Source organism: Streptomyces sp. 4F14 (assembly GCF_048159485.1).
Classification (GTDB): Bacteria; Actinomycetota; Actinomycetes; order Streptomycetales; family Streptomycetaceae; genus Streptomyces.
Genome location: NZ_JBLRVY010000011.1, coordinates 215,102 through 241,136, shown reverse-complemented (window position 1 = coordinate 241,136; position 26,035 = coordinate 215,102). Strand labels below are relative to the sequence as shown.

Genomic DNA, 26,035 nt, shown 5'->3' with positions numbered 1-26,035 from the left:
CGGTGGTTCTTTCCCTTCGCGATGGAGGACTCGAATCAGGGTACGGAAAGGGAGTTGTCCCGCGCCTGTGGTTGCCGAGCGTTAACGGGATCGACAGCGCGGCGCCTTGAACGCGGAGGCTGTGGATGCCGGGGTGAGGGCTCGCATCGCGTGTTCGTGAAGAGGCTAAATCGGCGTTATTTATGTGAAATAGGTCAGTTTTGAGGTGAGTTCGCGCGCCGGTCGTCAAGGGCTTGCTGGAAAGCGCCTACGGACAGATTGTCTGCATCTCCGGTCCATCATGGCTGTCGCTGAGACCCATTCAGCTACGCAGCGTGGTGGATGTAGGTGCAGTGGCCGGTGCGGGTGAAGCCAGTTTTCGCCAAGACCCGTGCCGATGCGTGGTTGTCGGGGTGGTGTTTGGCGGTGACCGAGGTCAGGCGGACAGTCCTGAACGCGAAGTCGAGTACGAGGGCCACCGCTGCGGTCGCGTGGCCGTGGCCCCAGGTGTCGTCGCGCAGGATGTAGCTCAAGGCGGCGGTCGTCCCCTCGACACGGAGTTTGACCACGCCGATCAGATCACCGGCGTGGTCGATGCCGAAGCAGTACAACGTCCTTGGGATCGCGCGCTGTTCGGCTGCGTAGGCGGTCAGCCACGCGATGGCCGAGGCGCCGGTCATGGCGGGCCTGGGCAGGTGGCGTACGGAGGGTTCGCTGTAGATGCGCTGGAGGGCGGGTACGTCGTCCGGGTGCAGTTCGCGGAGCGAGATCACGGCTCGACGGCGTACAGGATCTGCGCCAACTCGGCTGCTGTGGGCCGGTGTTCGGGAGGCGCGGTGAGGATGGGACGTAGAGCGTTGTGGAACTCGGGCCAGGTGGCCGGGGACAAGGGGATGCCTCCGGTGGCGATGGCGTCGCGGATGCCGTCCTGGCCCACGGCCTGGCGGTCGATGCCGGCGGCCTCGTAGTCGAGGGGCCAGGCTCCCGTCGCGCAGGTCCACAGCGCGCCCGCCAGCGCGTACACGTCATTGTGCCGGGTGGCCAGGACGGGTTGCTTGTCGCGTGCGGCGAGGGCGAGTTCGGGGGCCATCAGGTGGACGATGCCTCCGCGGTAGCCGTCGACCGGGCCGTGGGTTTCGGCGCGGGACCAGGCGAAGTCGATGAGGCGGACGCCGTCGGGGGTGTGGATGCCGTGGGCGGGCTGGAGGTCGGCGTGGACCCAGCCGGAGGCGTGTAGGTCAGCGACGGCCCGGCACAACTCGACGGCCGCGCGGAGGGCCGGTGCGCGGTCGCCGTCACCCGCTCGTACCGCCGTGAAGGTCTTCCAGGTCGAGGGGCCGTCGTACCAGGACGTGACGAGCCACGCCCCGCCGTCGTACCCGCCGGCGGTCACCTTGTGGCCGGGCAGGGCCGTCAGCATCGCCGCTTCCCTGACCGTGACGCTCACGCCGTCGTCGTAGCCGGTCTTCACCGCGACCGTGCCGGTGGGGCCGGTGGCCTTCCAGACCGCCGAGCCCCGCCGGTTCGTCAGCTCCTTCAGCTCTACGGGGCCTCCGCAGGCGGTTTCCGCGGCGGCGCGGGCCTCTGGGGGACAGGGAGGGAACGCGACCATGCTTTTACCGCCTGCCAGTTATGAGGGAGTTGGGCTTGGGCTTGGGCGAAGACGTCCCGTCCATCGTCCACCGCGTCCGCGAGCGCGTCCGCGAGTTCGGGCGTGTCCGCGAGGAAACGGGGGTCCCGGACGCGGACGGCCGGGCGGACCGGGAGGAACGAGTACGGCGGAGGCGGGATCGGCAGGTCCTCGCGGTCGAGCCGTTCTTCACCGTGGTGGAACTTGCCGATCATGAGGCCGACCGGGGCGTAGAGGTGCTTCAGCGCCCAGTGCGGCCAGTCCAGGAGACGGCCCGTGTCTCCGAGGAGGACGACGTTCTCGCACACCAGCGCGCCGTGCGGGCGGCCTGCGAGGGGGCGGACCCACTCCGCCGCCTGGACACCCGCGTGGAACAGCCCCGCTTCGACGAACTCGCTGTCACCGCTTGCGACTTCGTAGACCGTCCAGGTCGTCAGGCCGCGGCGTACGGACGGTGCGAGGTAGGGGCAGTGCGCCGACACCGCGTCCACGTACCCCGCGATGTCCACCGTTCGGGGCTCGGGCGTCTGCGCCTCGACGAGGCGGAGCGCCCCGGCGGGGGTCCGGGGCGCTCCTGTTCGTGGGCCGGTCGTCATCCGGCGGTGGGTGGTACGACGTCGTCGCTGGGGAGAGGGGTGCAGTCCCACTCCGCCCACACCTCGCCGGTCTCCCGGTAGCGCGTGAGCGCCTGCTCGTTCAGTACGCCGTCGGCGTCGGTGAACCACACCTCCGGCAGCGGGCCGAACATCTCCTCGTACGCGTCGACCCACGAGACCCTGCCGAAGCCGGTGTTCTCGACGTGGTTGACCAGCCGGCCCGCGTGCTCGGCGCAGAACGCCGCGTACTCGGGGTCGTTCAGGAGGAGGTGCCACTCCGCGTCGACGGCGGCCGAGAACATCTCGGGTACGGGCTGATCGGTGGCGAACTGCCGGGCCGAGACCTCGAAGAACCTGCCCAGCTCGGTCCTCGCGGGGGTTTCCACAGAAAGCACGCCGGACTCCTTTTCGTCTGACTGGATAGGGGTGCCGGGAACCGCTCGTGGGGGTTCCCGGCACTCGGCGGTGTGAACGTGGTGACGGTCTTCCGGATGGCTCGCGGCGCCGCCCGGAAGATCGCCACCCCGCCGGCCAGGAACCTTTCCAGTCTGCGAGGGCGGGTGCGCGGACAAGTTGTCCGTAGCGTTCAGGCGCGGGGAGCCTTGACAGGTGAGTGAAGTGCTCAACTTACTTATTAGTAAAGGGAGTTGAGTCACTATCACAAGAAGGCGCTCCTCGCGGTGAATCGCACGAGAAGCACGCGGACAGTCTGTCCGTTCACGGGCGGTGTCCGGTGGGAGTCTCTCTGCACGGCCACGCAGGGCGGCATGGTTGGGGACTACGCGGCCCTGCGTGGTTGATGGGCTCATCCAGGGGTTCTCGGGTTCCGCTCCGGAGCGCTTGTTCCGGCCCCGGTGATCCCGGGTCGATGACAAGCTGAAAGTCCGTCATATCGCTTGTCTGGAAGGCGAAAGGGAAACGATGGCCCAGGATCAGGAACAGCCGGTGGAGCGCACTCTCGTACTGCTGAAGCCGGATGCGTTGGTGCGCGGATTCGCAGGAAAGATCATTTCCCGGTTCGAGGACGCGGCGTTGAAGATCGTCGGCGTCAAGATGAAGCAGATGGACGCCGAGTTCACGCGCAAGCACTACTTCGACCTCGAAGAGCGGCTCGGCGCCGAGGTCTACAACCTCACAGCGACGTTCATGCAGCAGAGCCCGGTCATCGCGCTCGTGCTGGAGGGCGCGGACGCGGTGGCCACCGTCCGGAAGATCGTCGGCAGCACGTACCCCAACGAGGCCCCCGCCGGCACGATCCGCGGCGACTTCTCCCACTACAGCCGGGCCGCGAGCGTGGCCTCCGGCAAGGCGGTCGCCAACCTCGTGCACGCCTCGGGGAACAAGGAGGAGGCGGAGATGGAGGTGGGCCTGTGGTTCGAGAAGGACGAGCTGCACGACTACCGCACTCTCGCCGAACTCTTCACCTACTGACGGCCGTTCACGTCACCGGCGTGCCGTCGCCGCGTTGAACACCACCACGTGAAAGAGGGCACCATGACCGGCGAAACCCGCGTCGCCTCCGTCGGGGAACTGGAGAGCTGCTTCCAGCGGGAGATCGGCACCGACCGTTGGGCGGCGGCCGAGACCGCGTACGCGCTGGCCGTCCGGTACCGCGACGCCACCGAGTGGAACACCTCGCGCGCGTGGGTGCAGCAGTGCCTGCGCCTGCTGGAGGGGTTCCCGAGCGACTCCCTGGAGCAGGTCGCCACCCGGCGCGTGTCGGTGGGCGGAGTACTGCTCCCGAACTACCTGCACGACGGCGTCGTACGGGACCGGTTCGGCGACGTCGCCTGACGGCCCTTCATCGGCGGCGTGGGCATTGCCTGCGCCGCCCCATCTGAACACCACGATCCTGCCGGACCCCACCCCTGGGCGCTCCGGGCGGATCACCCATGCCCGAAACAAGGAGGTTTCCGTGCCTGTCGAGATCGAGATGCGTGCCCGTTTCAGCCAGGAGGTACACGACCGGCTGGTCGCGCGTCTGGAACGGGACGGTGAGGACCTCGGCCAGGACGACAAGTACATCTACTTCTACGTCCTGCCCGACCGGCTGCTGAAGGTCACCGACAACATCACCACCACCACCGCGAAGATCACCCTCAAGGACGGGAAGATAGGCCAGGGTTCGGCTTTCCCGGAGACCGAGATCGCCATCGCGCACGACGACGTCCCCGCCGCTGTCCGGATCTTCAACACGCTCGGTTTCGAGAGCACGATGCACGAGGCGTACAACGCGCGCCGAAACTTCCGCTTCGGCGAGGTCGAGATCGCCGTGAAGTGGAGCGAGGCGTGGGGGTACCACGCGGAGTTCGAAGTGCTCCTCGACGAGGAGCCGAGCCCCGCCGAGGTGGTGACGGCGCACGAGCGCATCGCGGCGGTCGCCCGCGAGCTGGGCGTCATCCTGATGAGTGAGAGCGAACTCGCCCAGTTCACAGCCGCGTTCGAATCGGCGCGGTCCGCCTCCGAGTCGTGATGAGTACGACTCCGAGCCTTGTGGAACTGGCGGCGCGCAAGGAGCTTCCCCGGCACCAGTTCACCGACGCCGAGACGGTGCAGTGGATCGCGGAACACCGGCCCGATGAACTCGACGACAGGGCACCGCGGCTGAGTTCCGTCGCCCGGCGCCTCCTGGTGCGCACCGCGATGCCGACGGCGTGGCTCGCGGAACCCCGGCTCCACGATTCCCTGCACGGTGTGCGGCACGGGATGCGCACTGCCGCGCTGGCCGCGCTCCTCGCCGAGGCCGCCGGTCTCGGTGAGGCGGACGTCGCCACGGTCATCGTCGCCGCCGCCGTCCACGACTGCCGGCGCCTCCACGACCAGGACGACCGGGGACACGGTGCGCGTGCCGCGCGCTGGCTGACCGTGAACGCCGAGGACGTGTGGGGGCGCTTCCGGCTGGAGATGCCTCCGGCGGCCGTGCGGCAGGCGGCCGTCTCGGTGCGGCTGCACGAGGTGCCGTACCCGGACTTCACGCCGGACGACGAGATGGACTACGCGGCGGCTCGGGTGGTCACCGACGTGGTGAAGGCGGCCGACGCGCTCGACCGGTACCGCCTGCCGAAACTCACGTGGTGGCCCGACGCCCGGCACGTGCGCGTGGACGCGTTCGAGGAGTTGAAGGCCGTCGCCTTCGACCTCGTGCTGTGGTCCGAGGCCGATCACGTGGCGGGGACGGACAGCACGTCCGCCGTCCTGAAGGCGTTCGCTCGGCGGGAGTTGATCTGATGGATTTCCTCGACGCGTACCACTTATGGGCCGACGCCCACGAGTTCTACGGCGCGTCCGTCCTCCCCGGCGCTGCCGAGAGCGTCGGGTGGGAGGCGCGTCTGGCCGAAGAGGCCCCCAACGGCGCCCTGTTGCACAACAACGCGCTCTTCGACGCGCTCACCAACAACACCACCCTGCATCTCCTGCACGTCACGCACGCGCTGGAGGAGATCAGCGAACACGGGGTCCTCTACCCCTCGGGCGGATGTCTGGTCGGCAGCATCTACTGCGCCCCGCTCACCCCCACCGGCAACGGCCTGCGGATGCACAACCTCGCCGCGTACGTCCTCAACCGCGAGGCCCCGGCATTCCTCAGACGCATCGGACGGCCCGGCGCGACGCCGACTCCGCTCGTCTTCGAGATCGACGTACCGCACCAGGCGTACCGCGGACTCGCCGGCATCGACTACCTGCGGCTCGGCGCGATCCACCTGAGGATCTACAGCCTCCTCGAATACCTCCTCTCCAAGACCGAACGCCATCAGCTCCGCGAGACGGTCACCAGCCGGACGAAGAACTCCGCCGGGTTCCTCGCGCTCGCCTCCGCGATCGCCCACGGGCAGACCACCGTCGACCCCGAGCTGTTCCTGCAACTGCTCGACTCGGCGATCCCGCGCCTGCCGATCCTGGGGTACGTGTACTTCGAGGCGCTCGCCGAGTACCTGATGTTGTACTCCACCAGTGCTGAGACCCAACGGCTCGCGGAGCTCGGGGAGTTCAACAACCAGCTCTACAAGGACCTGATCTTCTCCTCCGAGTTGGCCATGGCCGGCACCTTCGACCTCGCCAAGTTCCGTCCCCCGCCCGCCCGTTTCGACACCCTCCTCGCGCAGGTCGACCCGAGCCTCGACCCCCAGCACGCCCGGCGCCATCTCACCGAACGCGTCAGCCACCTCATCGCCGCCCGCCTCTTCACCCCCGGCCAGACCCCGGAGGAATGGCGGCACACCCGCTGGGAGTTCAACAGCCTCGCCACTCACCTCGGCCCCCTCCTGGGCCACCTCATCCACCGCGAACTGCGCACCTTCGGCCGCTACCCCCACTTCTACTTCTACTTCGACCAGCACAAGGCGCTCCAGGCGTGGAACTACTGGAACCACATGGACATCCTCACGCCGTTCAACGGGACGATCCCCAAAGGGGAGATCGGCATCAACCCGGCCTACCCGGACCTCGCCTACCGCGTCTGGCGGGCAGAACAGGACGACGCCGGACACCTCCACCCCGTCCAGCAGCTCGACCTCACGATCGCGCCGCGCCTCGTCGACATCAAACACACCCTCATGCGCAACAGCCGCAGCCTGTCCCGGACTTGAGCCGCAAGGAGAACCTCGACATGACCCCTGACACCGTGTCGCAGCAGATCACCGAGCTGCTCGCACAGCCGACGACCACCCACGGCCTGGCCCGCGCGCTGCGCGCCGCCCTCAAGGAACTCGACGTCCACCGCACCCACACCGCCGCGCTGAACGTGTGGCCCGAGGGGCGGATCGACGACACCCCCCGCAAGGTCCAGATCGGCGGCGGGGCTCATCGGATCGACGGCTACTTCAACATCGACGTGGTTTCCCCGGCCGACCTCCTGTGGGACGTCCGCGAGTGGATACCCCTCCACGACAACTCCGTTGAGGATCTGTTCTCCGAACACTTCCTGGAACACATCGACTACCCGAACTCCGCCAAGCACTACGCCCGCGAGGCCCACCGCGTCCTCGCCCCCGGCGGGCGTGCCGTCACCGGCGTCCCCGACGCCGGCTTCGTCCTCTCCCGCTACCCGTCCGGCGACGCGGACACCCGCACGATGATCAAGAAGTGGTACGGCAGGCGCGACTGCCTCGACCACATCAACACCCAACTCGACCTGATCAACTACGTGTTCCGCGACCAGGACGACGACCCCGTCTACCACCCGCACTACTGGGCCTACGACCACGACAAACTCGTCCAGCTCTTCACCGAGGCCGGATTCACGACGGTCGAGCCCTGGCCGTTCGACCCGAGCATCGCCAACCCCAAGCGGGAATGGGCCAGCGTGTACGTGGTCGCCACCAAGTAGCCAACGAGGGGCGGAGGGCTGGTCAGGCCCGGGACGGGTTCTCGGCCAGCCACGCGCCGAGTGCGGCCACGACGGACGTCGACCGCCACTCCGCGAACACCCGCTCCTGCTCGGCGTCCGGGAGCGCCGCGAGCGTCGCCGTGGCGCCCTCCGGGACGAAGATCGACCACAGGTCGGACCAGGAACGCTCACCGCTGCCCCGGTCCGGCGTCTTTGCGATGGTGCCGGGTTTGCGGGAGTCGTCGGCGAAGGTGTGCAGCGCGCCTTCCGCATCGATGTACACCGCCGCACTCGCGAACCTGCACGCCCGCGTCGCCGTACGCTCCGCGAGGTGCGTGAACCCCTCGGGACCGAACGCCTCCAACGCCTGCTTCACCATCGGGCCCGGCCAGCCGCCGAACTCCTCGATGTAGAAACCCGAGTCCTCCACGAACAACGGCTGCCCGAGAAGCGTGAACGCCTGGCGGGCCTTGTGCTGCGCGATCTCCGCTACGGACGTCGTCTGGATCTCGTCCAGGTCCAGGGGCACTTGCTCGACCTCGATTTTCCAGGGGGCGAGGTGTTCTTGGGCTGTGCGGAACTTGCCGGGGTTTCCTGTGCACATGGCCACCTTGATGCGGGGCATTGGCGAACTGTCTCCTCTGGGTCGTCGTCGCGGACCGGAAACGGAGGGGACACGATGTCAGTTGAGCCGCGCCGAGTGCATCTTCGGCAGGTGAAGTGCGCCGCTGAGAATCACGGTCTGCGCAGCGGTCTTTTCAGGCAGCTCGGTATGGGGTGCCGACGCCCGCCGAGTTGACGGGAAGTGTCGTCTGGGTCTGGCGGACAGTACTCCGCGCGGCGGTTGTGCTGTCACCGGCTGACGGCATCGGGCCGTCAGCCTGACTGTCCAAGTCGTCGGCCACGGGTTTCGCCACAACCTCGAACCACGTCATCTTGCCTCGGGGGACCAGCCGTGTTCCCCAGGCATCCGCCATTGTGTCGACGAGGAGGAGTCCCCGGCCACCCTCGTCGTCGAGTCCCGCCTCCACTGCGCTCGGCAACGAGACGTCGGTGTCCGTGACTTCGACACGAATGCGCGCACCAGCTCGAACCACCGCAACGTCGCACGGCGCCTTCGAGTGCAGGACGGCGTTGGCGATCACCTCGCCGGCCAGCAACTCGACGGTGTGCAGCGTGTCGTCCGGTACGGGAAGAGCCGACTCCCTGACCAGAGCGACCACATGGCGGCGCGCGTCCGGAACAGCTTCGACGGCAGCCGGCACTGTGAATTCGTACACCGGACGACCGGGATCGCGACGTGCCATGACGTCATCCTCACCTTGGAAGGGGCTTCGGAGGAATGAAGCCTTCCATCCCGCAGGGGACGTGGGAGGACAGGCTGTCCGTAGGCAGTCGAGGGCAAGTGCCTTGACGAGGCTGGGGCTTGTGGTACTCACCGCAGGTGATCAAGTCGGAGGGGGTACTCGCAGCCCACGAGAGAAAGGCGTACCCCCTCATCATCTAGGCAACCGCGTGCGCAGCAAGCCTCCGCGATCGCAGAAGCTCGTTGAGCACGCGCACCGGCGAAGTGGAGCACATCGCCAAGCGCGCGTCGAGCGCCGTCTCCCACTGCTCGGTCAGCGCGAGCATGAGGCGCTTGCGCATCCCGGGGGTGACGTGGGCGTAACGCGCCGAGACGGAGCCGTCGATGTGGCCCATGCGGTCGTCCATGAGGACCTTCGGGGTGCCGAGGTCCTCCATCACGGTCCGGTGGGTGTGCCGGAGACCGTGAGGGGTGAGGCCCTTGGCGATCGGGAGCCAGCAGGCGTCGGCCCGGTCGGCGGCCCCGCGGCCTCGGGCCGGGACGCCGGGCCAGGGCTCGGCCAGCAGGGGGACGGGGCGTGCCTCCTGCGGTGCCTTCTTCGGGTACCAGCCGGAGACCGCAGGAGCGAACAGCCACGTCGCGAAGCCGTTGCGGCGCCAGTGCGCCGCATGCTCCGGGATCACGCCGCCTCGCACGAAACCCAGGTCCGCAATGGCCTGTTCCACCCTCAGCCGCTTGGTCTCGGTGACGCGGTCGGGGTGGTTGAGGACGTTGGACACCGTGCCCGTGGAGACTTCGGCACGGCGTGCGACGTCGACGAGTTTCGCGCCTTGGTGGCCGCCGGTCCGCGCGGCTCCCTGGCCGCGGAAGACGTAGGTCTTGCCGTGGCACGGGCAGGGCTTCGGCTTCGTACGGGCAACGTGGTCGACCACCAGGGCCGACAGCCAGTCCGTCGCGTCGATGGTGCGGTAACTGTCGTCCTTGGGCGGGCAGCGCACGCACTCGCCCGTGTCGAGCTCGTACAGCTGCCACTCGACACGGACGGAGCCAAGGCGGGCGAACTCCGTCTCCAAGCCGACGATCTCGCCCCAGCGCATGCCGGTGTACCCCTTGAGGACGACGGCGACGAACTCGTCGTCACGGCCGGAGAGCAGGGCGGCTCGCTCGGCGGTCAGCAGGATGCCGAGGGCGTCCGTGACGACCTTCTCCGGGCCACGTGAGCGGGAGCGGCCGGCGCGTTTGCCTCGGCCGCGTCGTCGTGCCGCCGGGTTGGAGGTGATCAGGCCCTCGTCGATCGCGTCCTCAAGGATGAGGTGGAGCGTCGAGCGCCAGGTCTTGACACTGGAGAGGGCGTAGAGGGCCTTCTCCCTCTTCTCCCACAGGTCGATGTCCGTGCGCAGGATGCCGGCGAGCGCCTTGTCCTCGAAGGCCGGGAGCAGGTGCTCCTCGATGTGACGCCTGTAGTTCTGCATCGTCGAGGCCGCCAGGTCCTGGGCGGCGTACCAGCGGTTCGCGTACTCGCCGAAGGTCTCCTGGCCGAGCGCCGGGTCGCGCCAGTCGCCACGCCGGTACTTGTTCTCGGCCTCGCTCGCGGCGCGCTGGGCCTCGCCCTTGGTCGCGAACCGGATCGCCTTGCCGTTCTCGTCGACAACCGTGAGGTGCTTGCCGGGAGCCGTCTTGTACCGGCCGCGCCAGTAGTTTCCCCGCTTCTCCGCGAAGCCCAACTTCCCTCTTCCTTCTTGGCTCTTGGGCGGTGGCTGGGTGGGGTGCTCGCTACAAGGCGGTCTCGTACTGGGTTCGGCGCGGCGGCCTGGCCTTCAGACGTCCCGTCGTCCCGGCGGTCACCGGCCGAAGCTCCGGGGTGGCACGAGTGCGTACGGCCGGGGGACTTGTCACCGGCGCATTGCTGCGGGGGCGCTTCGGGTGCTCTTCGTGGAGGCGGACGATCTCGGCGAGGTGCGCGGCGGTGAAGCGGTAGGCGCGGCCGACGCGGGTGTGCGGGATGAGGCTGCGCCGGGCGCGGTCCTTGACCCACCAGGCGGAGCAGCCGAGGGCTTCTGCGATCTCCTCGGGTCGGTAGAGGCGGGGCAGGGGGGCTCCGCGCTCAAGGGGAGGGAAGCGGCGTACAAGGGCAGGGGGTATCTCGGGGTCGTGCAAGAAGAGCGGGTCCTCTTTCGGTGGGGTGCCTGTGCGGGCAGCGGTGCCGGGCGGGCTTCGTCGCGTGGTGGCGTGCGGGGTGAGGCGCGGAGGGCCTGCGTCAGGGCGACGAGTTCGTGGATGCCGTGCGCGGCGTCAAGCGGGTTCGGCACGGAAGTTCTCGACGGTCCGCATTCCGGCCGAAGCGATTTCCAGGAATCGGTTTTCCATACCCATATTGATAGCCCTGACTCGCCCGTTTGGTGAACCGGCGATCGTCGGCTATGTTGCGCTCGCTCCGCCGATGGGAGTTGCTACCGGGCCACCTTCCAAGCATGAGGAATGAGAGGCGTCGATCCGTCGGACAGACACTCTGACGTGGCATGTTGTGTTGTAGCTTGCCTTCCGAGGAAGGTCAAAGCCTTCTCGATGTGATCCTTCTGGCTCGGCCTTGCGGGCAACCGATTTCGGCGACCGGCAGTCCGGGATTACGATTTACAGAATGCCCAGGGGTACGCGTTCGCCGTCAGCTTCCTGGGTTCTCCGAAGAAACTCTGGACTTCTGCGGTATTGATGTGGCTTTCTTGGCTGGGCGAAGCCATCAGCCCCCTCAGGCTTGGGCTGTACCGCCCCCTCTCCCCCGCGCACCGCCCGGCAAGGGCGCCGCATCTCCACCTGCCCTCCGAACCCAGGAGCCGCCGAACCATGAGCCTCGACGCCCGCGAGTGGGTGTGGGACCACAGCCGAAGCAAGGGCACCGCCCGCATGGTGCTCGCGTTGATCGCCGACCGGTGCCGGGACGGGAGCTGCGTCGCGTACGCCTCCGTGCCCACCCTGATGAAACGAGCTAACGCCTCCCGTACCGCCGTACGCGACGCCCTGGCCAAGCTGATCGCCGACGGCGAGCTGGTGGCACTCGGCGATCGCAAAGGGCCGCGGGGACAGACGTACTACCACCTACCGGAAGCCGCCCGGTTCCTCGCGGAACGCAGCGCCGGAGGGGACCGGAAACCGGCCTCCGGGGTATCGGAATCCAACCCCGTCGCCCCCTTCGAGGAGGGACCGGAAGCCGACCCCGGGCAACGGAATCCGAGCCCCGGAGAGGACAGATTCCGACCCGGCACAGGTGCGGAATCCGACCCCCAGAACGGTAGAGAACTGAAAGTGAACGGTAAGAGCAGCAGCTCTGCACCGCTCATCCCCGCCGATCGATGGCGGATCGACGACGGCACCCGAGCCTGGCTCCAGAGCCACGGCCACCTCGACCGACTCGGTGAGGACGCCCTGCACTCCACCGACAGGAAGTGGCGCTCCTATCGGGCCGCCTGGGGGCCGCGCACAGCCGCCGCGTGGACGGCCGACTGGCGCGCGTGGATCGCCCGAGAGCGCACCCCTGCCCCCGACCGCCCGAACCTGCCTGGTGGCACCCCCGCCCCGCCCGCCCACATGACGCGCGCCGAGGCGCACATGGCCGCTCTGCTCGCCGCCATCGACAAGCCGACCCGAACGGAGTGACCCGCCCTTTGGACCGACGCGAAATCGCCGCCGCCCTGGCCTACATCGGCCGTCTTGACCCCCGCACCATCCGCACCATCACCGGCGAGGCCAGTGCCCAGGTCGACCAGTGGCAGGAGCTGCTCGACGACGTGCCCTTCGCCACCGGCCACGGCTGGGACGTCCGCGAGGCGATACGGTCCCACATCCTCGACTCGCCGTACCCGATCCTGCCCGTGGACATCGCCCGCCGATGGCACACCCACCGACGCGACCGCCTCGACCGGCACACCGACCCCACCCCCGCCGTCGACCCCGACGATCCGGCCGCCTGGCGAGCCGAGCTGCTCCGCACCCGCAAGGCCGTCGCGGTCGGCACGGCCCCGCCGTCCACGCACCGGCAGATCACCGGCGGTGGACCGCCTCGCGACGTCGAGGAGCGGCTGCGCGAAGTCGGGTCGTGCATTCCGCCGGCCGTACGAGCCGAGCTGACCCGCTACCGTCCAGCCCTCGCCGCACGCGAGGTCGCCGACCCCAGCGGCGCCCCTGACGCACTCGGCGTCCGATGCGAGTGGTGCCACGCGCCTGTGGGCGTCCCGTGCCGCCGGAGAAAGACGGGGCCGGACGGCGCGGTCCGGGGCAGTGCCGTACGAGCGGTCCCCCACCCGTCGCGCGTCGACCGCGCCGCCGCGCTGCCGGCCGTGTGACGCGGCCTGGGCTCAGTCCTCACCGCAGCTTCCTACGCCGGTCCCGGACCGGTCTTGTCCGGCGGACAAAGGCGTTCCGATGGGCGTCTCGGGGACCGCGTTCCGGGGACCGAGAGCGCGATGTCAGGGGACCGGACCCCGGGTCCCGGTAGCCCACTTCCGGGGACCGACACGTACGGAAACGTCACGCGGCGGAACCGGGGACCGAGACGGCACGGAACCGGGGACCGCACGGGACCATTCCTCTGGAAACCGCAGCTCAGGCGGGCTGTCAGGTCGGTCCCCGAAGCGTCCCCGACGGCGGGGACCGACGCCTCGTCGGCGCACGCGGTCCGGGACCGGTCCCGGACAACAGCGGGACGGTCCCGCTGACGACATGTCACGGGGACCGTTCCGCTGACGACATGTCCTGGGGACCGGTCCCGGACAAACGTCGTGTCCCGGTCCCGGACCGTCCGGGACCGTGCACAGCCGCCGGGCTGTGGGGACCGGTCCCCACGTTCCTGCTTCGAACGCAGCTCTCAGCCCGACAGCTACGCCCCGACACCCCTTCCCGAACCGCATCCCGCAGCAGCGGAGAGCCCTCGGCTATGCCCCATCCCTCGCCGGGCAGCTTCTCGGCGGCCCAGCTTTCCGCCCTCACACCTCGGAGAACCACACGTGCGCGAACGACACCCTGACCACCTCTGCACCCGTCAGCAGGAGATGCCGACCACCCCGACCACCAGCGGAGCAAGCAATGGCGATGGACCGTCCACCGGCCGTTCCATCGCAGTCCCCTCCGCCCCAGGGGTGACGGAGGGGACACTCCGGCGCGAGGGCGCACCGGAGCGGGAGGGGATGGGCGATGCCACTGCCGCCGAGCAGCGGCCAGCCGTCGTACGCGCTGCCGACGAAGCCGCGCTCCACCGCGTCGCCCGTCGTCGAGAACGCGATGCCGAACGCCGAGAGAAGCGTGTCGACGTGCGATACAGCGTCGACGAGAAGGCCGAGATCCTCGCCAAGGCCAAGGCACTGGGGATCACCGGCGCGCACCTGGTCGGCGCGGTCGTCATGGCGTTCGTCAGCGGCGAGACGCACCTACCCGACCAGCGCACGGTCTACGACGACGTGATCGACGAGTTCGCCGCCCTGCGCACGCAGATCGCCCGGATCGGCACCAACGTCAACCAGATTGCCCACCGCCTCAACTCCGGCGGCCATCCACACCCTGTGGACACCGCCGTTCTGGAGCGGGCCGACCGCGTCCTGGCCACCGCCCGGAACGCGGTGAAGGCCGTGGACGAGGCCGCTTTCCACGCTGCCGAGCGGAAAACGCGCCGGACGTGATCGCGAACATCGTCAAGCCGGGCAGCAACACCCGTGGCGTGCTGATCTACCTGTTCGGGCCGGGCAGGGCGACCGTGCACACCGACCAGCACATCGTCGCCTCCTGGGACGGCTTCGCCCCGGACCCCGGCCCCGAAGACAGTCTCGGTCACAGGGAGCGGATGAACCAGCTCGTCAAGGCCCTCGACCTGCGGGTCGAACAGGCCGGCGACCGGGCCCCGGAGGGACACGTGTGGCACTGCTCCCTCCGCACAGCGCCCGAGGACCGCACCCTGACCGACGCCGAGTGGGCCACCATCGCCCGCCGCGTCCTGCACGCCACCGGCATCGCCCCGGACGGTGATCCGGACGGCTGCCGCTGGATCGCCGTACGCCACGCGGACGACCACATCCACATCGTCGCCACCAAGATGCGCGGAGACCTGCGCCCACCGCGCAACTGGAACGACTACCACCGCGCCATGACCGAACTCACTCGGATCGAGACCGACTTCGGCCTCCACCAGGTCAACCGCGACCGCGACGCCTGGCCGGCCGCCAAACGGCCCACGCGGGCGGAGACCGAGAAAGCCGCCCGCAACGGACGCGACCGGGCCGTGCGCGAACAGCTGCGCCTCACCGTGCGCACCGCGCTCTCCCACGCCCACACCGTGGAAGAGTTCCTCAACCTGCTCGCCGACGCCGGTCTACAGGTCGAAACCCGCACCCTGCCCTCCGGCGACCTCCAGGGCTACAAGGTCGCCCTCCCCGACGACACCAACTCCGACTCCGAGCCTGTCTGGTACTCCGGCTCCAGCCTCGCCACCGACCTGTCCCTGCCCCAGATCCAACAGCGACTCGCCACCGTCGAACCCTCGCGGATCGAGCACCGCCCCAACCCGTGGCACCAGGCCACCGCCGGCATCGAGCGCATCCCCCACCACCTCGCCCAGAACGATCCGGCGACAGCCTCGGCGCACCTGGTGGCGTTCGGAGAGTTCCTCTATGCTCTGCCCGCCTTCGCTCCCGCCCACCTGCGTGCCGAGCTGCGCAAGGCGGCCATCGCGTTCGAGTGCGCGGTCAACACCCGTGCCCACGTGGACCATCACCACGCGGGCACGCTGCGCGGCGCCCTGAAGACCCTGCGCCACCACCCCGCCGACGACAGCCTCGTGGCCATGCTCGTAGACGCCGCTATCCTCGCGGTCGTCGCCGTGCGCCTCAGGAACGCTTTGGAACATCACGACCAGCGGGTGGCCGCAGCCCAGCAGACCCTGCACCATCTCCAAGCCGCGTACGGGCGGGCCGCGTCGACCCCGCTGTCGCGGCTCGCCGAACGAAGGCCGCCGGTCGACGTCAGGCGCCGATACGCCGAGCACCTGCGCAAGGCCGTGCCCTCCCATGCCGAGCAGATCCTCGCGGAGGCCAGCTGGGACGCGCTGACGACGGTCCTCGTGGATGCCGAACGCGCAGGCCATAACCCCGCTTCACTACTCCGGCAGGCAGCGGGGCAACGTCCGCTGGACGATGCCCGCTCGCCGACAGAAGTGCTCACCTGGCGCGTCCAGCGGCTCGGGGCACGCCATGTGCCCAGTGCTCGCGCACGTACGGCACAAGCCCGCAGCACCACTGCCTCTGCCCGGCCCGTCTCAAGGACTGCGGAGCAGATCGCTCCAGCCGTCGCACCGCCGGTATCGCGTCCGCATCGGCCGTGGTGACAAGCGGAGGCGGCGTGAACCCTGGCGCCATCAACACGCCGGAGTCCCGGGAGAAGGGACGGAGAGCGGATAGCACCTCTGGCCCTCAGGCTCCGGAAGCGGCTGACGCCTGCTGCTCACACCTCGGGGGACGGCGATTCCCGAGCGTCCGCTGCTACGGTCGCGGGCATGACGCTCTCCGTCTCCACGGGTCAGGCCGTTGATCTACGGGTACGGCCGGTCGGCGAGGTGCTCGATCGTGTCGGGCGGGCTCTCCAGGTGATCTTGCTCCCGGACACGGTGGTGCGCAAACGCCGGTCCGTGGGGGTCAGGACGGCCCGTGACACCTGGGTGCGCATCGAGCGGCGTTTGCTCGACAAGATCCCCGATCAGGGCTGGAACGGCACCGAAAGCGCTGCGCGTCTGGAGGGCATCGCCCAGCCCGAGTGGCACGGATGTGTGGTCTGGCGGGACGCGGACGAGTCGGCGATGTGGCGGGCCGACGAAACCGACCTCCTGCCCGGGGCTCCTGTCGGGAGCGCCATGGTGAGTGAGGACCCGGAACTGCCGGATGCCTGGTGGGAGGCGTTGAACACTTCGCTGGACGCGCTGGCCTCCCAGGGCACGAGACGTGTCGCCACGCCGGACACCGTCACGATCACCCAGACCCTAGTCACCCAGTCCATTCGCGGTGTCTTCTCGGGCGACTTCGACACGACCGTGGAGCGGTGGGTTCCGGCGCACGCGGATCTGAACTGGGCGAACATGACCACTCCGGCGTTCAGCCTCTTCGACTGGGAGGACTGGGGCACTGCGCCGCTGGGGCTGGACTCGGCCTCGTTGTGGGCGAGTTCCCTCGCCGTCCCGGCTCTGGCCGAGCGGGTGCGGAGCGAACGCCGGTCGGACTTCGAGAGCCGGGACGGCAAGGTGATGACACTGTTCGTCTGCTCGAAGATCCTCGGGCCGTACGCGCACCCGAAGGACCCTCGGCTGGAACCCGCCCGGCGGATGGCCGAGCGGGTCATCGGGGAGCTCCAGGCGGGCTGACGGCGAGCGTGGGCGCGCAGAGCCATGATCACGCGGCCGACAGCAACGCCCCGATCTCTTCGGCGCAGCCCCAGGAGAGCGTGACGCCGGCACCTCCGTGCCCGTAGTTGTGCGCGAGCACGGTGCCGTCCTCCGCCCGCTCCGCCTCTACACGGACCGTGGCACGGGTCGGCCGGGCGCCGATCCGGTGCTCCAGGAAATGGGCCTCGGCGAGGCGAGGTTCGACCTGGGTGCAACGGGCCAGGATGTCGGCCGTCGCCTTGCCGTCGGGGGCGAGGTCGCCTTCTCCGTCGGTGGCGGTGCCCCCCAGGACGACGGTGTCGCCGTGGGGGTAGATGCACAACAGGTCCGGCGAGAGGCCGGTGTCCTCGGAGAAGAACTCGCTCAGCCCCGGGTTGGTGACGACGACGTGCTGGCCGCGAATGGGCCGAAGGCCCGGGTCCGGCAGCAGATCCTTGGCGCCGAGGCCCGTGCAGTTGACGGTCACGGTGGCCGGGCCGACGTCTGCGAGCGAGGCCAGGCGTAGCCGCTCCACTGTTCCCCCAGCGGCACCGAGCCGATGCAGGAGGTAGCCGAGGTAGGTGGGCATGTCGATCAACGGCACTGTGAAGCGGTAGCCGGCTGAGAACCCGGCCGGCAGTTCAGCCGGGTCGCACGGCCGGAAGCCGGGGAGGGTGATGGCCCAGTCCGGTGGCGCCTCCGCAGTGCGGGATGCCTCGATGCCGCTGGTGAGCCGGACACCCGTGGACGGGCTCTCGGCCAGCTCGCGGAAGACTGCCAGAGACCGTTTTCCCCACTGGTCGACCTTGTCCTTCGGTTCGACCAGGTACGGCCCCCACATCGCCCCAGCAGCCAAGGACGTGACGCCCGGCACCTGCTCGGCGATCACGTGCACCGAGGCTCCGGCCTCTGCGAGAACGACGGCGGTGGTGAGACCTGCCACCCCAGCCCCGACGACGACAACGCGCTCCCCTACGGCCATGCTCTTGACCCTAACGGCCGGGCGATGCCGACGGGGCGTGCTCAGCGAGGGCGTGCTCCAGGGGCGGCAGGAAACTGCGCACGTGAGCGTTGCGCTGTCGGCGGCGCAGGTCTGCGGCGAGTTGGTGGAGCAGGGCCGCGCTGCGAGGCGAGCGCACCGCGTCGAGACGGCCGGCGACGATCTGGCCGACCTCACAGGCCGCCTCCAAGTCAGCATGAGCACGGTGGTTCAGGACCAGCAAGACGCCTTCGAACATGACTCGGCGCTGGCTGAAGTCGACCACGTGAGACGTCGGGCGTGCGCCTGCCCCTCATCCTCCGGACCGCGCTGGACTGTGAACTCGCTGCCCCAGCCAGCGCGCACTCATCGCCGGTCTACGAGCGTGTTGTCAAGGTTGAAGCGAACCCAGAGGGCGCAGCACATCTCAGTCCATACTCGGCCGTTCATGCGGTTCCTGTGGAGTTCTGCTTCAAGCTTGAAATGTGCACCAGCGTGCCCTTGTGCACCCCGCGAAGCTGGAGGCCAAGCTGCCGAAATACACATCCCCGCTACTGATCCAGTCGAGGGCGAGGACACGCCCACCCTGATGGGGGAATATGGATCGTCCAGGACTCTGCGGGGGGAAAGACGCGCGTGCACGCTCAGGAGACCACATTCAACGAGCTCGTCCAGGGCGAGAAGCAGTACCAAGTGCCGCTCTATCAGCGCACCTATAGCTGGCAGCGGGACGAACTGCGGCAACTCTGGGACGACGTGCAGGAGCTGGTCGAGGAGCAACTGGAAAGACGGCCCCCCGCGGCGCACTTCCTCGGCTCCGTGGTGCTGGCCCCGGGCCGGATCACCGCCGGCGGCATGCAACGCTGGCTCGTTGTCGACGGCCAGCAGCGGCTCACCACTCTCATGCTCGCCTTCACGGCGTTGCGCGACCGCCACCGGGAACGCGGCGCGGCGCAGAAGGCCGAGCGCATCCACGACCTTGTGCTCGTCAACAAGTACCGAAGCGGCGACGACCACTACCGGCTCCTTCCCACGCAGGCGGACCGCGACGCCTTCACCGCCTGTGTCGAGAGTTCGCCAAGGGCCGGCGGCCCCGGCAACGTGGGCGCCGCCTACCGGTTCTTCCTGGGCGCCCTCGCAGAGGGCGAGGAAAATGCTGGTGAGACGTGGACGGACGCGGTGGAGACCGTGCTGAGCGGTCTGCTGTCGATCGTGGAGATCACCGCGTCGGAGGGTGACAACGTCTACCGGATCTTCGAGTCGATCAACAACACTGGGGTCGGACTCAGCCAGAGCGACCTGCTGCGCAACTACCTCTTCATGTGCCTGCCGACCCGAGGTGAGGCCGTCTACCAGAGTCTCTGGCTGCCCATGCAGGAACGGCTGGGCCCCGCCAACCTCGAACTCCTCGTCTGGCTCGACCTGGTGGTGGCCGGCAACAGCCGGGCGAAGCAGAGCGAGATCTACCGGGACCAGAAGAAACGCCTGGAACCTCTGAGCTCCGACGAAGTGGCCCTGGAGGCCGAGATCGCTTCCCTGGCCCGCCGGGCGGAGCGTCTGATGCGGATCCTGGAACCCGAGAGGGAGGCCGACCCGGAGCTGCGCGAAGTGCTGGAGAGGCTCTCCCGGTGGGGCGGTCAGACCCACTACCCGCTGGCACTTCATCTGCTCGGCCGCGTGGACGACGGGCAGGCCACACCCCATCAGGCCGCCCGGGCACTGGCGTACGCCGAGAGTTACATGGTGCGGCGCCTGTTCACCGGACACTCCACCACGGGCAGCAACCGGGTGTTCATGGAGATGGCCAAGGAGATGGAGAAGGACGACGACCCGGCCGAGGCCGTCAGCCGCTTCCTGTCGAAGAGCAAGACGGGTGCCCGTGTCTGGCCTAACGACGACGCCGTCCGCGAGGCGATCCGCACCCGGCCGTTCTACAAGGCGGGTCGCAGCAACCAGCGGTTCCAGGTGCTGCGGAGGCTGGAGGAGAGCTACGGAGCGAGCGAACCGGTCGACTACGCCAAGGCGCGCCTGACTGTCGAGCACGTGCTGCCACAGAGCCCCGCGCACCAGTGGCTGGACCTGCTGGCCGAGGAGACCGAGGACGGACAGGGCGCCGAGGAACTCCACTCCCTGCTCGTCCACACGCTTGGCAACCTGACTCTTTCGGCTGACAACGCAAAGCTCTCGAACCATCCGTTCCGCCGCAAACAGGAGATCCTGGACTTCAGCTCTCTGCGGATGAACCAGGAGATCGCAGGGCGGGAACGTTGGGGGAAGGCGGAGATCCTCGATCGCGCCGCCGCCCTCGCCGACCGGGTGGTACGGCTGTGGCCCGGACCCGTCGCGGGCACGGTCCCGGTGGACGACGAGTGGTCCGGATGGAAGGAGCTGCGGGCCGCGCTTCTCGCCATGCCGGCCGGGACGTGGACGACGTACGGCGATGTCGCCGCGCTCATCGGCACCCACGCCGTCCCCGTCGGCCAGCATCTGGCGTCCAAGGTGGGTCTGCACGGCGCCTACCGGGTGCTTACGGCGGACGGTCGCGTCTCGGCGGGCTTCAGATGGCCGGACGGCCAGGACCTCGGTGATGTGCGAACCCGTCTGGAGGCCGAGGGAGTTTCCTTCGACGACGCGGGCCGGGCCCGCCGATCCCACCGGCTGACCACCTCCGACCTGGCGGCCCTTCTGGGCAAGGACGTCATCGATGAGGCCGAGCCGTCACCGCAGGCCGACGGCGACGAGCAGCAGTCAGCGGCCAGCCGGTTCGAAACGCAGCTGCGCGACAACCAGACCGAGCAGACCATCGACGGCGTCCTGGACGCCCTGCGCTTCTGGGAGCAGCAGGGCGGTCATCTCGCCTACGGCCGAGCAAGCGAGACCAGTTGCTTCCCCACAGTGCGTTTCGGCAACGCTCCCGCATCCCGAGAGCTGTGGCCCCTGGCCCTCTACCCGGTCTCCGGCACCGTCGAGGTCGTCTTCCAGTATCTGAAACGGCGCCCACCGTTCGACGACGAGCCTCTGCGGCGCGAGCTGATGAACCGCCTGAACAAGGTCGAGGGCATCGACCTGGCCGAGGCAAAACTGGACCTGCGCCCGTCCTTCGCGGTGGAAGTCTTCGCCGCGCACAGCGAGGAGATCTGCGCGGTGCTGGAGTGGTTCGCGCATACGGCGGCTCTCGCGGAGGCCCGCCGTATGGTGGACAAGGACCCCGGCACTCCCTGACACCCTCCGGTGAAGCGTGGGGCGACGGCGTCCTGCTGCTCCACGCCACGTCACGCATGGGGCCTGTAGCAACGGCGTGCAGAGCCCATGGACATCACGGGCGCGGGTTGACGACCGGCGCCAGGAATGGACTCGGCGCCCCGTGCCAGGACACCCGCAGCGCCTCGCGCGCCCGCGTGCAGGCCACGAACAGCAGGTTCAGCTCGCCGTTCAGGTCCTCCTGGTGCTGCTGGGCGTCGACCTCGACCGCGGTGACGGCCGACCTCATCGGCACGGTGCCGTCGTTCGCTCCGGCCACGGCGACGCAGCGGAACTCCAGCCCCTTCATCCGGTGCATGGTGCCGATCCGGACACCGGGGCCACCATGCCCGGCGCCGAGCACGCACGCGGCGAGGCCAGCCTGCTCCAGGGCCTGGGCGATGTCCCGCCCCAGTTGGACGAAGCGCACGGCCACCCCGATGTCCTCCGCCCGCACCCCTGCGCCGGTCCAGTCCCGCACTCGGGCCACCAGTGCCTCGATCTCCTCGGCTTTGGTGGCAAACCCGGCCGTCTCCGGCCGCTCACCGTGCATGGTGGAGCGGTATCCCGCCAGCGTCTCGCTCCCGCCGTCCATGTCGTCCGGCTCCTCACCGGTCAGCAGCGAGGCCGACCAGGCCAGGATCTCCTGTGTGGTGCGGTAGTTGATTCGGAGTCGGTGCGAGCGGCCGACGACCTGGATGCCGAGCGAGCGCAGCGACACCCGGTTCCCGTAGATCCGCTGGTAGGTGTCCCCGGCGAGAAACAGATCGTCCTGACCGGGAGCAACTAGGGCCCGCAGGAACCGCCACTGCGCGGGGTGCAGGTCTTGCGCCTCGTCGATCACAACATGGTGGTACGGCCGCTGTTCCCGGCCGTCCAGGACACGTGCCGCCTCCGCACACACCTGAAGGAACGTCCACTCGCCCGCCTGGCGCAACTGCTCCTCGAAAGCGGAGACGGCCCGCCACACCTGAAGGCGTTTCAGCGGTGGGAGCGCGGTGCCGCGGCCGGTGCGCGGCGCCTTCAGGTACTCCTCCGGTTCGGTCAGGGCCTGGGCGAGGACGATCTGACGCCACTCCTGGTCGAGGAAGACGTCCGTGAAGTCGATCCCCAGCCGCTGCGCGATGCTCGTCCAGCGGGCGGTGATCTCCTTCTGGTCGAAGACCAGTTTCAGCGGGGCCCCTCCGCGCTCCGCCCGCACGATCTCGTTGGCCAGGGCGTCGACGTTGACCACCCGGATCCTCGCCCGGACTTCCTCTTCCTCGACCAGCAGCGTCAGACAGCGCTCCAGTTCGGCCGCGAGATCCCTGGTGAAAGTGGTGAGCAGAACGCACCCGTCGGGGGCGCCCTCGGGTAGTTGCCGGGCCAGGTGGTACGCCCGGTGCAGGGCGACCACCGTCTTCCCCGTGCCCGGCCCGCCGGTGACGCGGGCCGGCCCGGCGTAGCCCTCGTGGTACGCCACTCGGTACTGGCTGGGGTGCAGGAAGACCCGCCAGGCGTCGAACGGCCGCTCCAGGATTCCCTGCAGCTCGACGGGGCCCGACACGAGCGCGACCCGGCCACGGGAACGGGCCATCGCGGTGCCCAGCTCGTCACCGTCGTCGGCCGCAGGGGTCCGCGCGGCGGTCCGGGCGTACGCCTGCACCAGTTCCCGGTCGATCGCCTCGGGCTTCATGCCGGTCGCGAGCCCCAGCAGTACGTCGTACTGATGCTCCGGCAGCACCTTGTGCAGTGCCTCCAGATGATCCTCGTCCGGGATCAGCCGGATGATCGGCAGAATCTCCTCGTCCACACCGAGACTGCGCAGCACCTTGTCCGGGTAGTCGGAGGCGGGGAACAGACGGGTCGGTTCCTCGGCGGCCAGCGCACGCAGCCCGGCCGTGGCCCGTTCCAGGGCCACGTCGTTGCGTATCTCGATGCCTTGCGTCGCCTCGTTCACCGACGCGCGGTGCTTGGCGGCCCAGTCGTTGGCCTTGTCATGGGGAAGCACCTTGAGCAGCAGGTAGCTGTCGCCCGACTCGCCCTTGAGGACGACGCCACGCCAGAAGCCGGTGATGCGGATGGTCCGCAGCCGTGGATCCTTCTGGTGAGTCAGCTTCTCCAGGTGCAGCCCGGTGTGCGTGGCTGCAGCGAACTTCTCGAACACCTCGAAGACCCGCTTCTGGACGGGTTTCTCCAACGCCGCGAACTCCAGCAGGAAGTCCCGGTGCATCCCCAGCGTCGCCATCCGTGCCCCTCCAGAAGACTACGATCACCTTACTGACCGGCTCCGATTCGCGAGACCGGTCCGTACGTGCCAGGGCAGCCGGATCGCCTCGATCTCCGTCCGCCTGCGGCATGGGTCAGTTAACTCGGCGGTTGCCGGGCGGAACCTCGCTCCGGTGCATCCCCACAACGACGGAGCCCGGCCCGCTGGCGGACAGGCTCTCGCGTATCAGGTCGATGACGTAGTCCCAGCCTGTGCCGCGCGTGCCGATCCATCCGTCCCTGAGCAGCGTGGTGAAGGTGGTGTTGTTGAGGTACCGGGGAACCGACTCCTCGACGATGCGTGTCCCGCCGGACGGCCCGTCGGCCTCCGGGCGTTGGAGCAGGTCCTGAAAGTGCTCCCGCGTCAGATACATGCCGGGGATGAGGGCGGCGGAGTTCATCATGAAGGGAGTAGTTCGGCACAGTTTGACCATGCTGGGCGTGGGTACCAGGCGTGGATCCCCGAGCGCCGTCGGCCCCTCCTGGCTGCTCCGAGCCCACCGGTCCTCGGCCTTGCACTCCTCGTCGACGATCTCCATCCGCTTCAACTCCCGCTCGCCGGTAGCGTCGTGCCAATACACCCAGCTGGGCCCGCTCTGACGCATCCGCTTGTACTGGACCATGGCCACGCTGCGGGCGTGCTCGTTCACGTAGATCATGTCGACGCCCATGACGGTCTCGGCGTTCGTGCGGTTGGCGTTGTACACGAACAACCGATGGCGGGATTCAGAGTTACGACGGTAGATCCGCCAGCCGACCTGCACGGCGTCCTCGCCCTCCATGCCAGGGAAGCGCAGGTAGTCGTGGACGATCTGCTGGTCCTCGATCTGCCGGAGGGCGGGCATCCCTTCGATGAAGGGGACGGACCGGGAGCGGGGATCGTCGCCGCCGAGCGGCTGCTGCCACGCTTCGAGCTGATCGCGGTCCGCGCCGAATGTCTCCATGACGGTGCCCACCGCGTCCTTCTCAAAGCTCCGCTGTTCTCCCTCCCGACCTGTCGGAGGATTGGCCCCCAGGCTGTTCTCCAGGCCATCCAGCGTCTCGTTCAGTTCCGGCCGCAGATGCCGGATGGCGGCGAGCAGGTTGTCTCCTGCCGCGGGAGACAAACGACCGTCGTCCTTGAGGAATCGGCGGCTGGCCCCCATGGCGCCCTCAAGGTCGACGAGCGGCAGCGGAACCTGGAGTGCGGTGAAGTCGCGGGCGAGCAGAGCGCGTTCGTAGGTACCCGACCGCCTGCCCGGGAAGACGCCGCCCACCCCGATGATCCTGCGCTGCTCATAGCGGGCGTGACGGTCAGTGAAGAAGGCGAGACACCACACACGCGGCTTCCTCCAGTCCTTGTACGGGTACGCGAAGGTTCGCTCACCGCGGGTCAGCCATGCCGGAGGTTTCTCAGGGAGCCGCTCCGTCATCAGCGCGGTGCTGTGCACCAGAGCGATGGCGACCATCCGTGACCTCCTGCATTTCGTGAAACTGGAGGTTCAATTGTTGGTCAGGTTCCGGCTGTCAGGGCACAGTGGCTGTGAACCGGTCATGTGAATGGCGATGATTCGACGGTGGAGGGACCTCATGAAGCTCCTGGCCACCGAGCGAGAACCCCTCGACGCTGCAACTCCCGTATGTGGTCCGCCATTCGCCCCGGCATGGGACCGCCATTCAGCAGGACGCCCGCCTCGATGTTGCGCTCGGCGCCGGCCGCCGTGAGGTTGGCGCTGGAGAGGAAGAGGATCCGGTCGTCTGCCACCGCCAGTTTCGCGTGCAATCGGCTGCCAGGAGTGGGGCGTTGGCTCTTCGGCCAGTGCCAGAGCCGCAAACCCGGTATACGGGAGAAAGCATCGGCCGGTTCGTTCCCAGAGAGCAGCCCGCCCGCGCCTTCCAGCGTCTCCACAACGATGTCCACCGTGACGCCTCGGGCCACGGCCTCGGACAGCGCTGCGGTCAGCGGTGCGTACGCACGAGCCGAGTAAGTCACGGCGACGAGCCGGTGCTCAGCGGCGCCGACCACCTCCGTCAGCACCTGGGCGGTGGCGCGGCCGGGTGTCCCAGGCGTGGAAGGGCCGCTCCACACCGCTCGGGCCTCGGTGTCCTCGCGCCGCCGGGTCCAGGCCGCCGCGTAACCCCGCAGATACGCCGCAGTCTCCGCCGAAGGAACGCCGTCCTCCGTCATCGACGCCAGCAGCGCCGATACGGCTTCCAGCGCGGCCGGCGTCTGGAGCCTGCCGAGGATGTACGCGGGCGAGCGGCCCTGAGAGAGGAGCGTGGCCAGCGCCTTAGTCCGTGTGGGCCCGAGCGAGGCGGCGGCCATCGCTGCCGCCGCCTCGAAGCGTCTGCGGCTCACCGGGT

At 68.8% G+C, this 26,035-nt stretch carries 25 protein-coding genes; 12 read left to right on the top strand and 13 right to left on the bottom strand.

The annotated features are described in order from the left end of the window. Positions 1 to 305 precede the first annotated feature (305 nt). The 4 genes from ACLZOT_RS21445 to ACLZOT_RS21430 are packed head-to-tail and all read right to left on the bottom strand — an operon-like array spanning position 306 to position 2,600. On the bottom strand, positions 306 to 752 hold the full coding sequence (locus ACLZOT_RS21445) for a GNAT family N-acetyltransferase (protein ID WP_416970598.1): 447 nt from the start codon (positions 750 to 752) through the stop codon (positions 306 to 308). Further along, complete coding sequence (locus tag ACLZOT_RS21440) at positions 749 to 1,591, bottom strand: hypothetical protein (protein ID WP_416970597.1); 843 nt, start codon at positions 1,589 to 1,591, stop codon at positions 749 to 751. Before ACLZOT_RS21440 ends, ACLZOT_RS21445 begins: the two co-directional genes overlap by 4 nt. Next, entirely contained in the window at positions 1,522 to 2,205 is a 684-nt protein-coding gene (locus ACLZOT_RS21435; protein WP_416970596.1) for a DUF6875 domain-containing protein, read from the bottom strand. Before ACLZOT_RS21435 ends, ACLZOT_RS21440 begins: the two co-directional genes overlap by 70 nt. Then, positions 2,202 to 2,600 carry a hypothetical protein gene (locus tag ACLZOT_RS21430; RefSeq protein WP_416970595.1) on the bottom strand — a complete coding sequence of 133 codons (399 nt, stop codon included), beginning with the start codon at positions 2,598 to 2,600 and terminating at the stop codon, positions 2,202 to 2,204. Before ACLZOT_RS21430 ends, ACLZOT_RS21435 begins: the two co-directional genes overlap by 4 nt. Positions 2,601 to 3,126: 526 nt before the next feature. On the opposite strand from ACLZOT_RS21430, the gene ACLZOT_RS21425 reads away from it, so the two are divergent. The 6 genes from ACLZOT_RS21425 to ACLZOT_RS21400 all read left to right on the top strand — a co-directional run bounded on the left by ACLZOT_RS21425 (position 3,127) and on the right by ACLZOT_RS21400 (position 7,531). After that, positions 3,127 to 3,636 carry a nucleoside-diphosphate kinase gene (locus ACLZOT_RS21425; RefSeq protein WP_416970594.1) on the top strand — a complete coding sequence of 170 codons (510 nt, stop codon included), beginning with the start codon at positions 3,127 to 3,129 and terminating at the stop codon, positions 3,634 to 3,636. Between the two features lie 63 nt (positions 3,637 to 3,699). Continuing rightward, positions 3,700 to 3,999, top strand: coding sequence for a hypothetical protein (locus ACLZOT_RS21420; RefSeq protein ID WP_416970593.1), 300 nt, complete (start codon positions 3,700 to 3,702; stop codon positions 3,997 to 3,999). A gap of 121 nt (positions 4,000 to 4,120) precedes the next feature. After that, positions 4,121 to 4,678 (top strand): hypothetical protein, encoded by a 558-nt coding sequence (locus tag ACLZOT_RS21415; RefSeq protein ID WP_416970592.1) that lies wholly within the window; start codon positions 4,121 to 4,123, stop codon positions 4,676 to 4,678. Next, on the top strand, positions 4,678 to 5,433 hold the full coding sequence (locus ACLZOT_RS21410) for a hypothetical protein (protein ID WP_416970591.1): 756 nt from the start codon (positions 4,678 to 4,680) through the stop codon (positions 5,431 to 5,433). Before ACLZOT_RS21415 ends, ACLZOT_RS21410 begins: the two co-directional genes overlap by 1 nt. Beyond that, the gene (locus ACLZOT_RS21405; RefSeq protein WP_416970590.1) at positions 5,433 to 6,791 is read left to right on the top strand and encodes a hypothetical protein; all 1,359 of its coding nucleotides are present in this window, start codon (positions 5,433 to 5,435) and stop codon (positions 6,789 to 6,791) included. The genes ACLZOT_RS21410 and ACLZOT_RS21405 overlap by 1 nt, the downstream gene beginning before the upstream one ends. A 20-nt stretch (positions 6,792 to 6,811) precedes the next feature. Then, positions 6,812 to 7,531, top strand: coding sequence for a class I SAM-dependent methyltransferase (locus ACLZOT_RS21400; protein WP_416970589.1), 720 nt, complete (start codon positions 6,812 to 6,814; stop codon positions 7,529 to 7,531). 22 nt (positions 7,532 to 7,553) lie between these two features. Here the strand turns inward: ACLZOT_RS21400 and ACLZOT_RS21395 are convergent, their stop codons facing one another. From ACLZOT_RS21395 to ACLZOT_RS21380, 4 genes are all read right to left on the bottom strand, one after another. After that, entirely contained in the window at positions 7,554 to 8,156 is a 603-nt protein-coding gene (locus ACLZOT_RS21395) for a non-canonical purine NTP pyrophosphatase (RefSeq protein WP_416970588.1), read from the bottom strand. Between the two features lie 133 nt (positions 8,157 to 8,289). Continuing rightward, on the bottom strand, positions 8,290 to 8,838 hold the full coding sequence (locus ACLZOT_RS21390; RefSeq protein ID WP_416970587.1) for an ATP-binding protein: 549 nt from the start codon (positions 8,836 to 8,838) through the stop codon (positions 8,290 to 8,292). A gap of 196 nt (positions 8,839 to 9,034) precedes the next feature. Beyond that, a complete protein-coding gene (locus tag ACLZOT_RS21385) occupies positions 9,035 to 10,561 on the bottom strand; it encodes a LacI family DNA-binding transcriptional regulator (RefSeq protein WP_416970586.1) in 1,527 nt (508 codons plus the stop codon). Positions 10,562 to 10,610: 49 nt separating this feature from the next. Beyond that, positions 10,611 to 10,994 (bottom strand): helix-turn-helix domain-containing protein, encoded by a 384-nt coding sequence (locus tag ACLZOT_RS21380; protein ID WP_416970585.1) that lies wholly within the window; start codon positions 10,992 to 10,994, stop codon positions 10,611 to 10,613. A gap of 684 nt (positions 10,995 to 11,678) precedes the next feature. On the opposite strand from ACLZOT_RS21380, the gene ACLZOT_RS21375 reads away from it, so the two are divergent. From ACLZOT_RS21375 to ACLZOT_RS21355, 5 genes are all read left to right on the top strand, one after another. Continuing rightward, positions 11,679 to 12,488, top strand: a complete 810-nt coding sequence (locus ACLZOT_RS21375) for a helix-turn-helix domain-containing protein (protein ID WP_416970584.1) — start codon at positions 11,679 to 11,681, stop codon at positions 12,486 to 12,488. A gap of 8 nt (positions 12,489 to 12,496) precedes the next feature. Continuing rightward, on the top strand, positions 12,497 to 13,174 hold the full coding sequence (locus ACLZOT_RS21370) for a hypothetical protein (RefSeq protein ID WP_416970583.1): 678 nt from the start codon (positions 12,497 to 12,499) through the stop codon (positions 13,172 to 13,174). 840 nt (positions 13,175 to 14,014) lie between these two features. After that, positions 14,015 to 14,503, top strand: a complete 489-nt coding sequence (gene mobC / locus ACLZOT_RS21365) for a plasmid mobilization relaxosome protein MobC (RefSeq protein WP_416970582.1) — start codon at positions 14,015 to 14,017, stop codon at positions 14,501 to 14,503. Further along, positions 14,500 to 16,200: a relaxase/mobilization nuclease domain-containing protein gene (locus ACLZOT_RS21360; protein ID WP_416970581.1), complete on the top strand. Its 1,701-nt coding sequence runs from the start codon at positions 14,500 to 14,502 to the stop codon at positions 16,198 to 16,200. Before mobC ends, ACLZOT_RS21360 begins: the two co-directional genes overlap by 4 nt. A 168-nt stretch (positions 16,201 to 16,368) precedes the next feature. Then, positions 16,369 to 17,226, top strand: coding sequence for a hypothetical protein (locus ACLZOT_RS21355; RefSeq protein ID WP_416970580.1), 858 nt, complete (start codon positions 16,369 to 16,371; stop codon positions 17,224 to 17,226). A gap of 28 nt (positions 17,227 to 17,254) precedes the next feature. On the opposite strand, the gene ACLZOT_RS21350 is transcribed toward ACLZOT_RS21355, so the two are convergent. Both ACLZOT_RS21350 and ACLZOT_RS21345 read right to left on the bottom strand, forming a co-directional pair. After that, positions 17,255 to 18,208 carry an FAD-dependent oxidoreductase gene (locus ACLZOT_RS21350; RefSeq protein ID WP_416970579.1) on the bottom strand — a complete coding sequence of 318 codons (954 nt, stop codon included), beginning with the start codon at positions 18,206 to 18,208 and terminating at the stop codon, positions 17,255 to 17,257. Positions 18,209 to 18,218: 10 nt separating this feature from the next. Then, positions 18,219 to 18,464: a hypothetical protein gene (locus ACLZOT_RS21345; RefSeq protein ID WP_416970578.1), complete on the bottom strand. Its 246-nt coding sequence runs from the start codon at positions 18,462 to 18,464 to the stop codon at positions 18,219 to 18,221. 377 nt (positions 18,465 to 18,841) lie between these two features. Here ACLZOT_RS21345 and ACLZOT_RS21340 point away from each other — a divergent pair, with 377 nt between their 5' ends. After that, the gene (locus tag ACLZOT_RS21340; RefSeq protein WP_416970577.1) at positions 18,842 to 21,427 is read left to right on the top strand and encodes a GmrSD restriction endonuclease domain-containing protein; all 2,586 of its coding nucleotides are present in this window, start codon (positions 18,842 to 18,844) and stop codon (positions 21,425 to 21,427) included. Between the two features lie 94 nt (positions 21,428 to 21,521). On the opposite strand, the gene ACLZOT_RS21335 is transcribed toward ACLZOT_RS21340, so the two are convergent. From ACLZOT_RS21335 to drmC, 3 genes are all read right to left on the bottom strand, one after another. Next, positions 21,522 to 23,672, bottom strand: a complete 2,151-nt coding sequence (locus ACLZOT_RS21335; protein WP_416970576.1) for a UvrD-helicase domain-containing protein — start codon at positions 23,670 to 23,672, stop codon at positions 21,522 to 21,524. A 115-nt stretch (positions 23,673 to 23,787) separates the two neighbouring features. Then, positions 23,788 to 25,140, bottom strand: coding sequence for a hypothetical protein (locus ACLZOT_RS21330; RefSeq protein WP_416970575.1), 1,353 nt, complete (start codon positions 25,138 to 25,140; stop codon positions 23,788 to 23,790). A gap of 119 nt (positions 25,141 to 25,259) precedes the next feature. Next, complete coding sequence (gene drmC / locus ACLZOT_RS21325) at positions 25,260 to 26,030, bottom strand: DISARM system phospholipase D-like protein DrmC (protein WP_416970574.1); 771 nt, start codon at positions 26,028 to 26,030, stop codon at positions 25,260 to 25,262. Positions 26,031 to 26,035 lie beyond the last annotated feature (5 nt).